The organism is Candidatus Electrothrix sp., from assembly GCF_052785085.1.
The window spans coordinates 1-12,920 of the sequence record NZ_JALAAI010000036.1 but is presented as its reverse complement, the minus strand read 5'-3'; the positions used below and the strand labels follow the sequence as shown (position 1 = coordinate 12,920).

At 47.2% G+C, this 12,920-nt stretch carries 11 protein-coding genes; 10 read left to right on the top strand and 1 reads right to left on the bottom strand.

Annotation, left to right across the window (positions count from 1 at the left end):
* Window positions 1-29 precede the first annotated feature (29 nt).
* The 5 genes from L2082_RS07855 to L2082_RS07835 are packed head-to-tail and all read left to right on the top strand — an operon-like array spanning window position 30 to window position 4,763.
* Window positions 30-566: a hypothetical protein gene (locus tag L2082_RS07855; protein WP_446008685.1), complete on the top strand. Its 537-nt coding sequence runs from the start codon at window positions 30-32 to the stop codon at window positions 564-566.
* Window positions 553-1,725, top strand: a complete 1,173-nt coding sequence (locus L2082_RS07850) for a hypothetical protein (RefSeq protein ID WP_446011595.1) — start codon at window positions 553-555, stop codon at window positions 1,723-1,725. The genes L2082_RS07855 and L2082_RS07850 overlap by 14 nt, the downstream gene beginning before the upstream one ends.
* Window positions 1,726-1,755: 30 nt before the next feature.
* Complete coding sequence (locus L2082_RS07845; RefSeq protein ID WP_446008687.1) at window positions 1,756-2,346, top strand: hypothetical protein; 591 nt, start codon at window positions 1,756-1,758, stop codon at window positions 2,344-2,346.
* A gap of 56 nt (window positions 2,347-2,402) precedes the next feature.
* Window positions 2,403-4,331 carry a fumarate reductase/succinate dehydrogenase flavoprotein subunit gene (locus L2082_RS07840; protein ID WP_446008688.1) on the top strand — a complete coding sequence of 643 codons (1,929 nt, stop codon included), beginning with the start codon at window positions 2,403-2,405 and terminating at the stop codon, window positions 4,329-4,331.
* Window positions 4,332-4,346: 15 nt separating this feature from the next.
* The gene (locus L2082_RS07835; protein WP_446008689.1) at window positions 4,347-4,763 is read left to right on the top strand and encodes a Uma2 family endonuclease; all 417 of its coding nucleotides are present in this window, start codon (window positions 4,347-4,349) and stop codon (window positions 4,761-4,763) included.
* A gap of 150 nt (window positions 4,764-4,913) precedes the next feature.
* Here L2082_RS07835 and L2082_RS07830 read toward each other — a convergent pair whose 3' ends face one another.
* On the bottom strand, window positions 4,914-5,138 hold the full coding sequence (locus L2082_RS07830) for a hypothetical protein (protein WP_446008690.1): 225 nt from the start codon (window positions 5,136-5,138) through the stop codon (window positions 4,914-4,916).
* 609 nt (window positions 5,139-5,747) lie between these two features.
* Between L2082_RS07830 and L2082_RS07825 the strand changes: the two genes are divergently transcribed.
* From L2082_RS07825 to L2082_RS07805, 5 genes are all read left to right on the top strand, one after another.
* The gene (locus tag L2082_RS07825) at window positions 5,748-7,562 is read left to right on the top strand and encodes an ATP-dependent nuclease (RefSeq protein WP_446008691.1); all 1,815 of its coding nucleotides are present in this window, start codon (window positions 5,748-5,750) and stop codon (window positions 7,560-7,562) included.
* A gap of 21 nt (window positions 7,563-7,583) precedes the next feature.
* Window positions 7,584-8,459, top strand: a complete 876-nt coding sequence (locus tag L2082_RS07820) for an Rpn family recombination-promoting nuclease/putative transposase (protein ID WP_446008692.1) — start codon at window positions 7,584-7,586, stop codon at window positions 8,457-8,459.
* Between the two features lie 20 nt (window positions 8,460-8,479).
* Entirely contained in the window at window positions 8,480-9,241 is a 762-nt protein-coding gene (locus tag L2082_RS07815; protein ID WP_446008693.1) for a succinate dehydrogenase/fumarate reductase iron-sulfur subunit, read from the top strand.
* A 61-nt stretch (window positions 9,242-9,302) separates the two neighbouring features.
* Window positions 9,303-11,648 carry an Hsp70 family protein gene (locus tag L2082_RS07810; RefSeq protein ID WP_446008694.1) on the top strand — a complete coding sequence of 782 codons (2,346 nt, stop codon included), beginning with the start codon at window positions 9,303-9,305 and terminating at the stop codon, window positions 11,646-11,648.
* Window positions 11,648-12,790: a LysM peptidoglycan-binding domain-containing protein gene (locus L2082_RS07805; RefSeq protein ID WP_446008695.1), complete on the top strand. Its 1,143-nt coding sequence runs from the start codon at window positions 11,648-11,650 to the stop codon at window positions 12,788-12,790. Before L2082_RS07810 ends, L2082_RS07805 begins: the two co-directional genes overlap by 1 nt.
* Window positions 12,791-12,920: the final 130 nt, after the last annotated feature.

Genomic DNA, 12,920 nt, shown 5'->3' with positions numbered 1-12,920 from the left:
CATAGTTATGACGATTCGGATTCTGCATCATGGATGATGAAAAAAATAAAGTGTCTTGGGTTGTACCTATCTTTGTAGCTGTTATTGGAGCACTAGGAATGATAGGAGCCGCTCTGCTCAGTAACTTTGATAAAATTTTCCCTCAAGACAAACCGACTGTCGCGCCTGTGCACGTAGAATCATCTGATACACCTCTAGAAAGCACTTCCTCTGCATCAATACCGAAGCAGGAAATAACCACCTCAACAGTTTCGGCCCAACGAAAAAATTTACACCTTGTTAACGACTTTAATAAATCAGACTTCCTCTTTAAACATAAGAAGATTATTGAGGATAGACCTGAGATCTTCTCTGACGGAAGGATATCACTTACTGTAAGAAATTCATCTGATTATGAATGTACTGTGCGAATTTCCCAGTTTTTCCAAGAAAATGATGAGAAGGAATATAAATTGGTAAAGGGGTCTCCACTTGAAATCTCTGTCGGGGAAGCAAGCTACATCTTGCATTTTACTGATGGGGTATACCGTGAATATTGCATACTAAGTTCACATGTTGCGATTTAACCAAATCTTTCTGTTTGACTGGATAAATAAAGGATATAAGCAACTGTTTGTGGTAGTCGCAGTAATATCGACACTTGTCTTTATATGTGGTCACGGTACGGTTCATGCCGAATTGATAAATGATTTGGCGGATTCCTTTTTAAAGGGAGTCTTTCATCCGATACCAAAATCAACATATTACGGCACAACATATACAACAGATGCCAGTCCTTTCTCCTATAGGTATGTTGTCTTTGATCGCGGCACAAGAGACTTAGATCTAAGAGTGCTTGAACAGGTGCTTTCCAGAAAAGGTTATTATCTCTTAGGGAGAAATTCTTCGTATAGACAATCTGGAACTCTTCGTGTTGAGTGCCGAGTTAATGAGAGGTATCAATCTGAATACTCTTCCAATATGAGGAAAGTTTACAGCTATTCATCAAGATGCGATCTAAAGGATATCAACCGAGATAATTTTATTGTATACAGTGGACAGGGGAAAGTTTATGGATCAGGAGATAATGCAAGAGGTCAAGCTCTTGCTTTGGCATTCGTTCGGCTTAATTCCGCATCACAATTACATACCATTCCTGTTAACGTGAAAGGAGTCGATAATGGAGTCCGATCACATATACAAAAAGATCGTGACGAAGCAATATTGAATGCAAAATGTCAGGCTCTTGCAAAAACAGGTTCATCAATCAGTAATCTTGAGAAATATCAACTGGAACTTTCAAAAGGAAAGATAACGCAAGATTCTTACCGCCAACTTATTGAAGATCAGTCTACCGGAAAGCTGCTTCCCGGTTTCAGAATTGAGGATTTGGGATACATTAACGGTTCATATACTGTTCGGTTGACCGGCGCAGTTGTTCCTGATCCGATTGGTTCTATAGAAACCAGCCCTTCACCCAAATATAGAAGCAGAAACCAATATAGCGATAACCACGTAAGAGCAATCAATTCTCCAGAGATCAATCGTACTCTTGAAACTGTCAGAACTGGTGATATAGCAAGTTGGGTTGTAAATGGTACCAAATATAAAATGCAGGTATTGGAAACCAATTCAATAAATCCTCAAATGCCGTGCAGGAAATATACCTTGCAGATTGGTCGCCAACGTAATGTTAGTACGTATACGGCTTGTCGTAATCAATATGGATTATGGCGGAATCAATAAATTAGAGCAATAAACAACAGGAGCCATATCATGGTATTGTCAGAAAAAATAATTATTTTTATCATAATTATAGGTTCATTTTTTTGTACATCTGCTTGGGCTGGAACTAAAAGAATAAATTCTTACGACGAGCTACCTCCAGAAGTTGCTGTCGTGAGGATATGTCCAGATGGAGTTAGGCGTTTACTCGTGGCTGTGGAAGAACCTATTATAAAAGGTGCGCCGTATGTGAAAGCACGAGCTATAGCACAGAAAATTGCAACGATCAAAGCAAAAGCAACGCTTGCAGATTTTATTAAAGGTTCAGAGTTTGAACAGACTGCAATAATTACTGACGCTGTTCATCAACAAGGTGATTCAGGTCTGTTTACAACTGATTATGAATCGCAATATATCGCGAGGATGAGAACGGCGGCTCTCCGGGGAATAGAGGTTCGGGCAGTCAAAGAACCTCCGGGACAGAAGTCAATCAAGGTAGTTGTTGGATTCAGTGATAAATCTCGTCAGACTGCGGACGTATATGACGGTATACTAAACAATCACTCTATTCCTACTCCTGATAGGAATAGCAGCAGGGTTGCTCCGGCACCAACATCAAGGCTTGATTGGACAGCAGATTGAACCTGATGCTAAGTTTTTTTTATTATATAAGATTACATATTTCATAAGCTCCCGCCATGCTCCTCAACCCCAAAATCCCCCCCGGCCCGCTGCACGAAAAATGGGACAACTGCCGTTTCAGCAATAAACTGGTCAATCCTGCCAACCGGCGTAAGTACGAGATTATTGTCGTGGGAACCGGCCTGGCCGGGGCCTCTGCGGCGGCTTCGTTAGGCGAGCTTGGCTACAACGTCAAATCCTTTTGCATTCAGGACAGCCCCCGTCGTGCCCATTCCATTGCGGCTCAGGGCGGTATCAATGCTGCCAAGAATTATCAGAACGATAGCGACTCCATCCATCGCCTTTTTTACGATACCATCAAAGGGGGTGATTTTCGCTCCCGCGAGGCCAATGTCTATCGTCTGGCCCAGATTTCCAATGCCATTATTGATCATTGCGCGGCCCAAGGTGTGCCCTTTGCCCGTGAATACGGCGGAACCTTAGCCAACCGTTCTTTTGGCGGAGCCCAGGTTTCCCGGACCTTTTATGCCCGTGGTCAGACCGGTCAGCAACTCCTGCTTGGGGCCTATTCTGCCCTGATGCGTCAGGTTGCAGCAGGTAAGGTTACCATCTATTCCCGGCGGGAGATGATGGATGTGGTTGTGGTTGATGGGCATGCACGGGGTATTATTGTCCGCAATCTGCTCACAGGTGAGTTGGAACGCTATTCAGCCAATGCCGTTGTTTTGGCCACGGGCGGATACGGCAATGCCTTTTATCTCTCCACTAATGCCATGGCCAGCAATGTCACCGCAGCCTGGCGGGTCTATAAGCGGGGAGCCGGTTTTGCCAATCCCTGCTTTGTCCAGATCCATCCCACCTGCATCCCGGTACATGGTGATTATCAGTCCAAACTGACCCTGATGAGCGAGAGCCTGCGTAATGACGGGAGAGTCTGGGTGCCGAAAAACAAGGGAGATCGCCGCAGCCCGGCGGATATTCCAGAAGCAGAGCGTAACTATTATCTGGAAAATAAATATCCCGGCTTCGGTAATCTGGTGCCACGGGATGTGGCCTCCCGTAATGCCAAGGAGGTTTGCGATCAAGGCTTGGGTGTGGGCGAGACTGGTCAGGCTGTGTACCTGGATTTTGCTGAGGCCATTGCCCGTGACGGCGTTGACACCATCCTGAAGAAATACGGTAATCTTTTTCAGATGTACGAGCGCATCACGGCTGCTGATCCGGCCAAGGAACCCATGATGATCTACCCGGCTGTCCATTACACCATGGGCGGTCTTTGGGTGGATTATCAATTGCAGTCCACTCTGAATGGCCTGTTTGTGATTGGTGAGGCCAATTTCTCTGATCACGGGGCCAATCGGCTTGGTGCCAGTGCCCTGATGCAGGGTTTAGCAGATGGTTATTTTGTCCTGCCTGCCACCTTGGGGAACTATCTGGCTGAGGCTGGTGCGGATCATCCAGCCAAAGAGGCCCCGGCCTTTGCTGAGGCAGAGGAGGATGTTACTGCTCAGATTACCCGCCTTCTCCGTAATCGGGACTGGAAAAAATCCGGGACTCGGCCTGTGGACTATTATCATCGGAAGCTTGGTACCCTGCTCTGGGATCATTGCGGTATGGCTCGAAATGAGGAGGGCTTAACCAAGGCCCTGAGCGAGATTCCGGCCATTCGGGAGGAATTTTATACCAATGTCTATGTGCCGGGAACCGGGCAGGAGCTGAATCAGTCTCTGGAACGAGCCGGTCGAATTGCTGATTTTCTCGAATTTGCAGAAGTCATGGTTTTGGATGCGCTGGAGCGTAAGGAGTCCTGTGGCTGTCATCTGCGGGAGGAGAGCCAGACCGAAGAGCATGAAGCCAAGCGGGATGATGCCAAGTATTCGCATGTGACGGTTTGGGAGCATAGCGGGGTTGGTCAACGTCCGATGCTCCATCAGGAGCCGCTTCAGTTTGAGGAGGTTACGCCTTCCCAACGGAGTTATAAGTGAAAGGAGGGGCTAGGGATGCCCTTGTCGTGTAATCAATCTTATCTCGCCTACAGGATTGCCAAGGTGCTGGATCAGGGCAATAAGTATAATCTGCACATTGAAATGACATTGGATATCAACGGCACTGATTATATTCCTGATATTGTCCTGTACAGGAAGGAAAAGATTGATTTTCTTCATGATAAAATCAAGGCGGATAAACCCCCGCTTCTGCTGGTCGAGATACTGTCTCCGAAACAGGCCGTGAATGAAGTCACGGAAAAGTTCGAGGTGTATTTACAGGCCGGGGTGCAGTCCTGCTGGCTTGTGATTCCTCCGACCAAAACTCTTGTGCTGTTTCAGGATATGCAGCAGCCCCGATCTTATTCAAGCGGGCGATTTACTGATCCGGTGATTGAGCTTGAGGTTGCGGTTGACGATATTTTTTCGTGAGTCCTGACCAGCCGGGTGGATACGTTGCTATGCCAATATTCCTTCTGTTCTGCCCTCCTGCCGCCGCATCTCCTCGGCCATCTGCCGGAACAGCGCGTCGTTACAGCTGCTCCCTTGAGCTGATTTGAACTCTTGAGATATTTTGGTTCGTTATTGTCCTTTCTTTTTGCCGTGTTTCTGCAGATACAGCTCAATTTCTTCTGGTGAGATCCCTTTCAATCGATCCTTTAGTGACAATCGTTGCAGTACCTCAACCGGTGTAAAATGTTCCAGCACTTCATCCAGTGAAAATTTGTCCAGCACTTCATCGGGCGAGAGCAGGCTCAGATGATTTTTAACATAATCTCTTTGAAAATCTTTCATTGTGTAGGACACGGGAAATCCCTCCAGATTGTAATTATCGAACAGGCTGTTTGCCCTTTTTTGTCCATTTGGCCCGGTCAATCATGGATTGAGTATAACGGATTTTTGAGGTATTCTGCTATATCATAATGTCTGCATGTGAAATGAGGTACAGGTGCCGCCGCTGTATCTGACAACGAATGAGGTACAGGTGCCGCCGCTGTATCTGACAACGGCTGAGTACCGGTAAACAAAGAATGTTCTTTGGCGGAGCAATGAAAACAGGCGGAATTGCAAGTCTGCAACGTGGTATTGTCGATTTGCAATGAGGCGTTGTAAGCTGACAATGAGGCAGATGAAACATGCAACGGGGCATAGCAAGCATGAAATACCTCGTTTCACGCTTACAACGGGACGATGTACGTTTACATTGAGGCATGTGAAGCTTACATCAAGGCGTTGTAACCTTGCAACGAGGCATTGTAAGCTTACAATACAGCATGTGAAGCATGACATGGGGCAAATGAAGTTTACTTTAAGGCAAAGTAAACGTGGATTGTGGTGGGGAAAGCGTCCTTTTCTGCATCGGGAATCGCTTCGGGCTGAGGTAGAAATGCCGTTATAGTGGAGTTAGAAGTAGCGATGGAACAACAGACAATCATCATTCCTAATCTTGCCATTGCCGGGTACCGAAGTTTCGGCAAGGAGCCGCAGTATTTTGATCAGTTTGCCAAGGCCAATCTGTTTATCGGGCAGAATAATGCGGGGAAGTCCAATGTGCTACGGTTTTTGAGTGAAGTTTATCCGCAACTATGGCCGATGTTAGCTAAATTTCCAAGACCAAAACTAACGTTGGGCGAGCTTGATCGACATCTATCAGATAATCCTCCGTTGCTTTTAGGGCTTGGTGAGAAGATAGACATGGACGAATTACCATCAAAACATCGGCTGATTAATCATGTGACCGACTCGCAGCAACGTTCTCTTGCCGCACAACTTCTTTGCAGGGTGATGAAGGAGAAGGCACGGATAAATCGTACAGAGATGATCTGGAGATTAACCTCATTGCCTCCAATGCCAGCAAAGAAAATAGAAATTCAAGAATCGTCGACTGAAGCAGTTAAAGTCCTTTCTGATAATGAAGTTAGAAAATTACGTAGAATTCTAGCACAAAACCCTAATGGTGAGGATCGAGAGATAATTGCAAGGCGGATACAACTACCCCTGTCTGAGACAGATATCAAAAGGATCAAGGTTAAGTTAATCCCGGCGATTCGAAGGATTGGAGAAAAAGGAAACAGCTCTGACGAATTTGACGGCACAGGTATCATCGACCGACTGGCAAAACTCCAAAATCCAGATGTTCATAATCAGCAAGATCGAGATCGATTCGATGAGATCACCAACTTTCTCCGCAATGTCGTTGACCGTCCCGATGCTGTCCTTGAAATTCCCTACGAACGGGACACCATTCATGTCCACATGGACGGTAAAGTTCTGCCCATAGAATCCCTGGGAACCGGTATTCACGAGGTAGTCATTCTTGCGGCTGCCGCAACCGTACTTTCCAAACATGTTGTTTGTATTGAAGAACCGGAACTCCACCTTAATCCCATCCTCCAGCGTAAGCTGATCAGGTACCTTTCTAAACATACAGATAACCAGTATTTCATTACCACTCATTCCAATGTGTTGATGGATGTACCTGATGCTGAAATCTATCATATCAAACTGGTCAAAGGTGCTTCCATAGTTGAGCGAGTGACCTCTGGTCGTCAGAAGTCAGCGGTCTGTGAAGATCTCGGCTATCACCCTTCAGATCTTCTTCAGGCAAATTGTATTATTTGGGTTGAGGGGCCGTCTGACAGAATTTATCTTAATTGGTGGCTGGAGAGCATGGATAAAGACTTGGTGGAAGGCATTCATTACAGTATCATGTTCTATGGCGGCAGGTTGCTGTCTCATCTGTCTAACGCTGAGATAGACCAGCAGCATGTTGACGATTTTATTTCCTTACGCAGATTGAATAATCGAGGCGTTATCCTGATTGACAGCGACAGGAGAGACGAAGATTCTGACATCAATGCAACGAAACAAAGGCTACAGGACGAATTTGATAGCGGGCCGGGTCATGCCTGGATAACTCAAGGTCGGGAAATAGAAAATTATCTTCTTGCCGAACAGGTGGAAGCAGCAATTAAAGCGGTTCATCCAAAGGTAAAGGAAATCGGTCCATTCGGAAAGTATGACAACACATTGAAAATTCAAGGGGGAGGAGGAAATGCAACACAAGCCGATAAGATTAAGGTGGCTCGTGAGATAACGAAGCAAAATCAACCCGACCTTTCAATGTATGATCTCAAAACGCAGCTCAACAAGTTGATTGAGTTTATTTGGGAATCAAATCCGGCCCCTGCTGCCCCGAAAGATGAACAACACGTTCTGGCACCTGTTTGATAAGCAGACAAGGAGGAATACATGCGTTTCTTAGACGTACGAACCGATTTTGCCTTTAAAAAGGTCTTTGGCAGTGAGCGGTCAAAGAATGTGCTGATCAGCTTCCTCAACGCAATTATTGACTTTGGCGAAGAACGGGTCACCGACCTGACCATTGTTGATCCCTACCAGATTCCTTTGCTCAAAGGCATGAAGGACAGCTATGTGGATGTTAAAGCGGTTCTTTCCAACAACAGCAAAGTCATCGTGGAGATGCAGGTGCTGAATGTGGAGGGGTTTGAAAAGAGGGTGCTCTATAATGCGGCCAAGCTCTACTCAACCCAGTTGAAGAAATCCGGGAAGTACACAACGCTGGAGCCGATCATTGCCCTCACCATCACCGACTTTGAGATGTTTCCCGAATTTGCTAAGACGATTTCCTACTGGACCCTTCGGGAACGCGAAGTCCTGCTTCAATACAGTAATGATATTGAGCTGATTTTTGCCGAGTTGCCTAAATTCACAAAGACAGAGGAAGAGTTGACCGACATCACGGATAAATGGCTCTATTTTATCAAACATGCAGGGGATATGGAGTTTGTTCCTGAGTCCTTTACTGAACCCCAGTTGCTCGAAGCCTTTGATATTGCCAACACTGCTGGCTTGAGCGAAGAGGAATTGGATATTCAATTCAAACGGCAGGATTTTATTGCTATGCAGCAGGGCGCAGTGGAAAAGGCTGTTAAGGATGGCCTTGAACGGGGAATTGAACAGGGAATAGAGCAGGGACTTGAGCAGGGAAAAATAGATACAGCCCGAAACATGTTGCGTGATCAGATGCCGGTAGAAACGATTTGTAAATACACAGGGCTGGAACGTGAAATGGTTGAGCAACTACAGCAGAACGATCAAGAATAATTGCAGACAAGAAGAGAGCAATGGCAGCAAAGAAAATTTCCATCACAGTAAAGGTCTGGCGACAGGCAAGTGAAACAGCAGAAGGTAACCTGGAAACCTATGCGCTAAAGGAGATCAGCACAGATATGTCCTTTCTGGAGATGCTGGACGTTCTGAATGAACAGCTGACGCTGGAAGGAAAAGAACCTGTGGTCTTTGATCACGACTGCCGGGAAGGCATTTGTGGTATGTGTGGAGCTGTGGTCGATGGGATTGCGCACGGACCAAAACAGGAGACAACCCTTTGTCAGCTGCATATGCGCCATTTTGACAACGGGCAGGTGATCTGCATTGAACCCTTTCGTGCCAGGGCCTTTCCGGTTGTAAAGGATTTAATGGTGGATCGTTCTGCTTTTGATCGGATCATTCAGGCAGGAGGTTATGTCTCAGTGAATACAGGATCAGCTCCAGATGCCAACACTGTCCCTGTGCCTCAACAACAAGCAGAACAGGCAATGGATGCAGCCGCCTGCATCGGATGCGGGGCCTGTGTTGCTGCCTGTCCCAATGCTGCTTCCATGTTGTTTACCTCAGCCAAAATATCGCAACTGGCCCTTATGCCCCAAGGCCGACCAGAACGGAAACAGCGGGCCTTGTCTATGGTCAAGACCATGGATAAGGAGGGATTCGGTAACTGCACCAACCATCGGGAATGCGAGCAGGTCTGCCCCAAGGGGATTTCTATCCGCCATATTGCCCGAATGAACCGGGAGTACCTTGCAGCAACCTTGTTTGGCGAGTAAACTGACTGGAGTGAGACAAGAACAGGCTGGAACCTCTGGACAAGGCGTTGAAGAAACATTCATGAAAAAATCAATAGGTATCGACCTCGGGACCACCAACTCTGTTGTTGCTGTCAAAAAGGTGCGCACAGAGGTTCTTAAAAACCGAGAAGGTGAACACATCACACCATCCTGTGTGATGGTGAAAAAGCGCCTGATGCGTAAGCCGGAATTCATTGTTGGTCGTGATGCCCTGGAATGGATGCGTCAGGAACCGGAACATACTATTACAGCGGTTAAACGTCTTATTGGCCGCAATTTTCATGAACACGAGGTGCAGGAGCTGATCAAAAAGCAAACCCTGCATTATCCACTTTCCACCCACTCACGGGGATCATCCAATAGCCTTGCTCTTCAGATCGGAGGCAGGGAATTCACTCCAGAAGAGATTTCTGCCAAGATCCTGTCCAAGCTGAAAGCAGATGCTGAGGCTGCACTGGGCGGTGAAGTGGATGCCGCCGTGATCACTGTGCCTGCCTATTTTAACGATAAACAAAAGCATGCCACCAGAACAGCTGCCACCCTGGCCGGACTCAAGGTACGACGCCTGCTCCCGGAACCCACAGCCGCAGCTATTTCCTTTGGGGTGGATAAGATCTCCGGTGAAGACGGACGAACTGTGCTGGTCTTTGATTTTGGTGGCGGAACCCTGGACCTGTCCATCCTGACCATCAGTGGCGGCCGCATCATTGAGATGGGCAAGGGCGGTGATATGTGGCTGGGCGGCGAGGATATTGATCAGCTGCTGATTGAGTATGTCCTGGAGGAAACTGCTGAAAAAGAGGGGATTGCAGATATCCGTGCCCTGATTGAGCAGCAAAAGTCTGCCCGGAAAAATAAATTTCTTGCTGAACTCAAACGTGCGGTGGAACAGGCCAAGATAGCCTTAACCGATCAAAAAGAAACCTGTATTGAGATTCTCGGGGTATTGCTGGATCAAGACGGAGATCCTCTTGACGTGGAGGTGGAGTTGCCCCGTGCTCGTTTTGAGAGCATAATGGCCCCCTTGCTGAAATCTCTCCTGCAATTGGTTCGAGGTGTCATCGCTGATGTCCATTTTACAGAAGATTTGATTGATAATATCCTTCTTGTTGGGGGGAGTTCTCATATCCCCTGCGTGATCAAAACCCTGCAAAAGGAATTTGGCCCGGAAAAGGTGCTGCTCCATGAGCGGGCCATGCTTGCTGTTGCTGAAGGGGCAGCTATCCTCAGTCATCGGCTTGCAGACACGGTTGAATGCCCCCAATGCACCCGAAGTACAGCCCAGAATGCCTCAACTTGTACCCATTGCGGCTTTGATCTGGCAGGACATACCGTGGAACACGGCGTAGTGGAGATCGTCCATGCTGCTGCCCATGATTATTATATCAAGCTGGAAAATGATCAGCGTTTTCTGATGGTGGAAAAGAATACACCGCTCCCCTGTTCCAGCACTGAGGTCTTTCAGTTAGTTGATCCTGAACAGGAACTGGTCCACATGAAGTTTTATAATGTGGTGAATAAGAAAGAGCAGAGTATTGGCGATCTTTGGCTGGGCATTGATCGGGAAAGAGCAAGGGACAAAGAGGAACAGCCGGACACAGTGCGGAAAGCGCAGATGCCTTCCCGGATTGAAATCAGCCTGAACATTGATGAGAATAATCTTGTTGCAGTCAATGCAGCCCTGCTCAATCAGCCAGAAGTGGCGGTCTCACGAACCCTGTCACGGGGTAAGGCTGATGAAAAACTTTTTCTTGCCCTTGAGCAGGCAATTGCTGATGCAGAACAGGCCCGCTATTCTGCGTATACGGTTATTGATTTACAGAATCGTGCCCGCTCCATTATCGGGTTGATTAACAGAGTTGTTGATGCAAAAAACGATACAGTGGATGAGGCGCAATATGAGCAGGCCCGCAATCAGATACGTAAGGCGGTTAAAATCGCAGCCAACGAAGAAGCACCTCTGACCCAAGTGTACTATGCAGAAAGCATGTTGGATGATTACAGCGTATTGATTGCTCCGGAAGTACAGGAACAGCTTCGGGCCAGGATTGAAAAGCTTCGCCAGGTTGACAGGCATGGTTCCTACAAGGAGACCATGCAGGCATCAGCAGCCCTGTCTGCGGCCCTGGATGATCAACGGCTTGCCCTGGTCAATACCTTGATGCAGATAGAAAACGCCAGCGAAATCTGTTGCGCAACAGATCCGGGCAAGGCAAAAAAGTTTTTGCGCGTCATTGCTGAGGTACTGGAGGCGGCTGAAAACCAGGATGATTGTATGGAAGATAAGCTCCAAAACATCCTTCAGAATATCCTGCCGGAGGTGGATGAAGTTCTGGAAAATTATGCCATGAGTACGCAAAAGATTCATAGAGATATTCGAAAATAATGGCTGACACTGTAACCTGTCCTGTCTGTGAACGCCCTGGTGTACCAGCAAAGAGCAAGAGCTGTCCGCAATGTGATGCTGATCTGACTTGCTTTCAGGCCCTGGAGACCTTGTCGAAAAATACAGGTGCTGCATCTGCTGACAAATCTGCCCAAACAGCAGGAAAAGGCTCATCAGGTACGCAATCAGGTTCTCGTCGTGCTGCCCTTCTCCTTGTTTTGCTTCTTGTCCTCATAGGGGCATTTTTTTCCTTGTATATCCTTAGAGCACAGGATCATACTGCTGACCTCAAACAACAGATGGTTGCCTTAAAAACAGACCTCCAGGTTGCAGAGCAACAGGTTAAAGAAGCCAAACAGGCCTTATGTGTTCTCCCTGAGTCTGAAAGGATAGGGGCTGTTGAAGAGGATACCTTTGAAGATGATGACCCGCTTGTTTATGCAGAAGACCTGGCAGCGGAAGCCTCCGCAGAAGGGGAAGATAAGGACTCTCCAGAGAGAGAAAAGGAAACAGGGCAAGAGCAGAAACAGGAACGACAGGTAGCCGAATCAGCAACAGCTCAATCAGTAGCAGCGAAATCAGCACGATCAGAGAACGAAGAAGGGGCAAAACCAGAGATGGTAGCTGGGGGCGAAGCAGAGAAAAAAGCAGAAACTCCAGAGATTGAAAAGACCGTGTCTAAGGTGCCTGTGGTGATCGAGGCCGAGGCCGTTGAGGCAGTGGCAAAGAAAAAAAGGCCAGTATCCTTATCTCCTGAAAAGCGTTGGCCAGAAAAGACCTTTCTCTACCTGGTCAAAGAAACCGATACCCTTTGGGAGATTGCCGAGCGTTTTTACGGTGATGGTAAGTATTATCCCGTGATCATGGAACAGAATCCAGGTCTTATTATCAGTGACATCCAGGAGGAAGAGAGTCTCCGTTTGTTGAATGATCGTGCTGTGCTCAATGATATGTATAGCAGCCGGATTGAGTGGCGGGACGGGATGATGCTGTGGAAGCATACGGTGCGGGCCGGAGAAACACGACAGGTCATAGAAGAGCGTTTTGCCTCATCTGGGTTTTCCGGGTCTTCTGGAAGTGTCTTGTATAAAGATAGCCCCTCTATTTATCCCGGAGCACTTATTCGGGTTATTTTGTATTAAATTAAGGGTGTTGAAAAGTACCCCAGCATAGAGCAATTTCAGTTGTCCGAGATGCCCAATAAGCATTTTTTTTCGTTTGTCAGTGTTACTGCAGCTTGATGTCGAACACTTTCCAGGCGGAATTCAGCCT

What these genes read in the sequence shown, in the direction of transcription:
- L2082_RS07855 (WP_446008685.1), top strand. Translation starts at nt 30, where the DNA reads ATGGATGATGAAAAAAATAAAGTGTCTTGGGTTGTACCTATCTTTGTA.
- L2082_RS07850 (WP_446011595.1), top strand. Translation starts at nt 553, where the DNA reads ATGTTGCGATTTAACCAAATCTTTCTGTTTGACTGGATAAATAAAGGA.
- L2082_RS07845 (WP_446008687.1), top strand. Translation starts at nt 1,756, where the DNA reads ATGGTATTGTCAGAAAAAATAATTATTTTTATCATAATTATAGGTTCA.
- L2082_RS07840 (WP_446008688.1), top strand. Translation starts at nt 2,403, where the DNA reads ATGCTCCTCAACCCCAAAATCCCCCCCGGCCCGCTGCACGAAAAATGG.
- L2082_RS07835 (WP_446008689.1), top strand. Translation starts at nt 4,347, where the DNA reads ATGCCCTTGTCGTGTAATCAATCTTATCTCGCCTACAGGATTGCCAAG.
- L2082_RS07825 (WP_446008691.1), top strand. Translation starts at nt 5,748, where the DNA reads ATGGAACAACAGACAATCATCATTCCTAATCTTGCCATTGCCGGGTAC.
- L2082_RS07820 (WP_446008692.1), top strand. Translation starts at nt 7,584, where the DNA reads ATGCGTTTCTTAGACGTACGAACCGATTTTGCCTTTAAAAAGGTCTTT.
- L2082_RS07815 (WP_446008693.1), top strand. Translation starts at nt 8,480, where the DNA reads ATGGCAGCAAAGAAAATTTCCATCACAGTAAAGGTCTGGCGACAGGCA.
- L2082_RS07810 (WP_446008694.1), top strand. Translation starts at nt 9,303, where the DNA reads ATGAAAAAATCAATAGGTATCGACCTCGGGACCACCAACTCTGTTGTT.
- L2082_RS07805 (WP_446008695.1), top strand. Translation starts at nt 11,648, where the DNA reads ATGGCTGACACTGTAACCTGTCCTGTCTGTGAACGCCCTGGTGTACCA.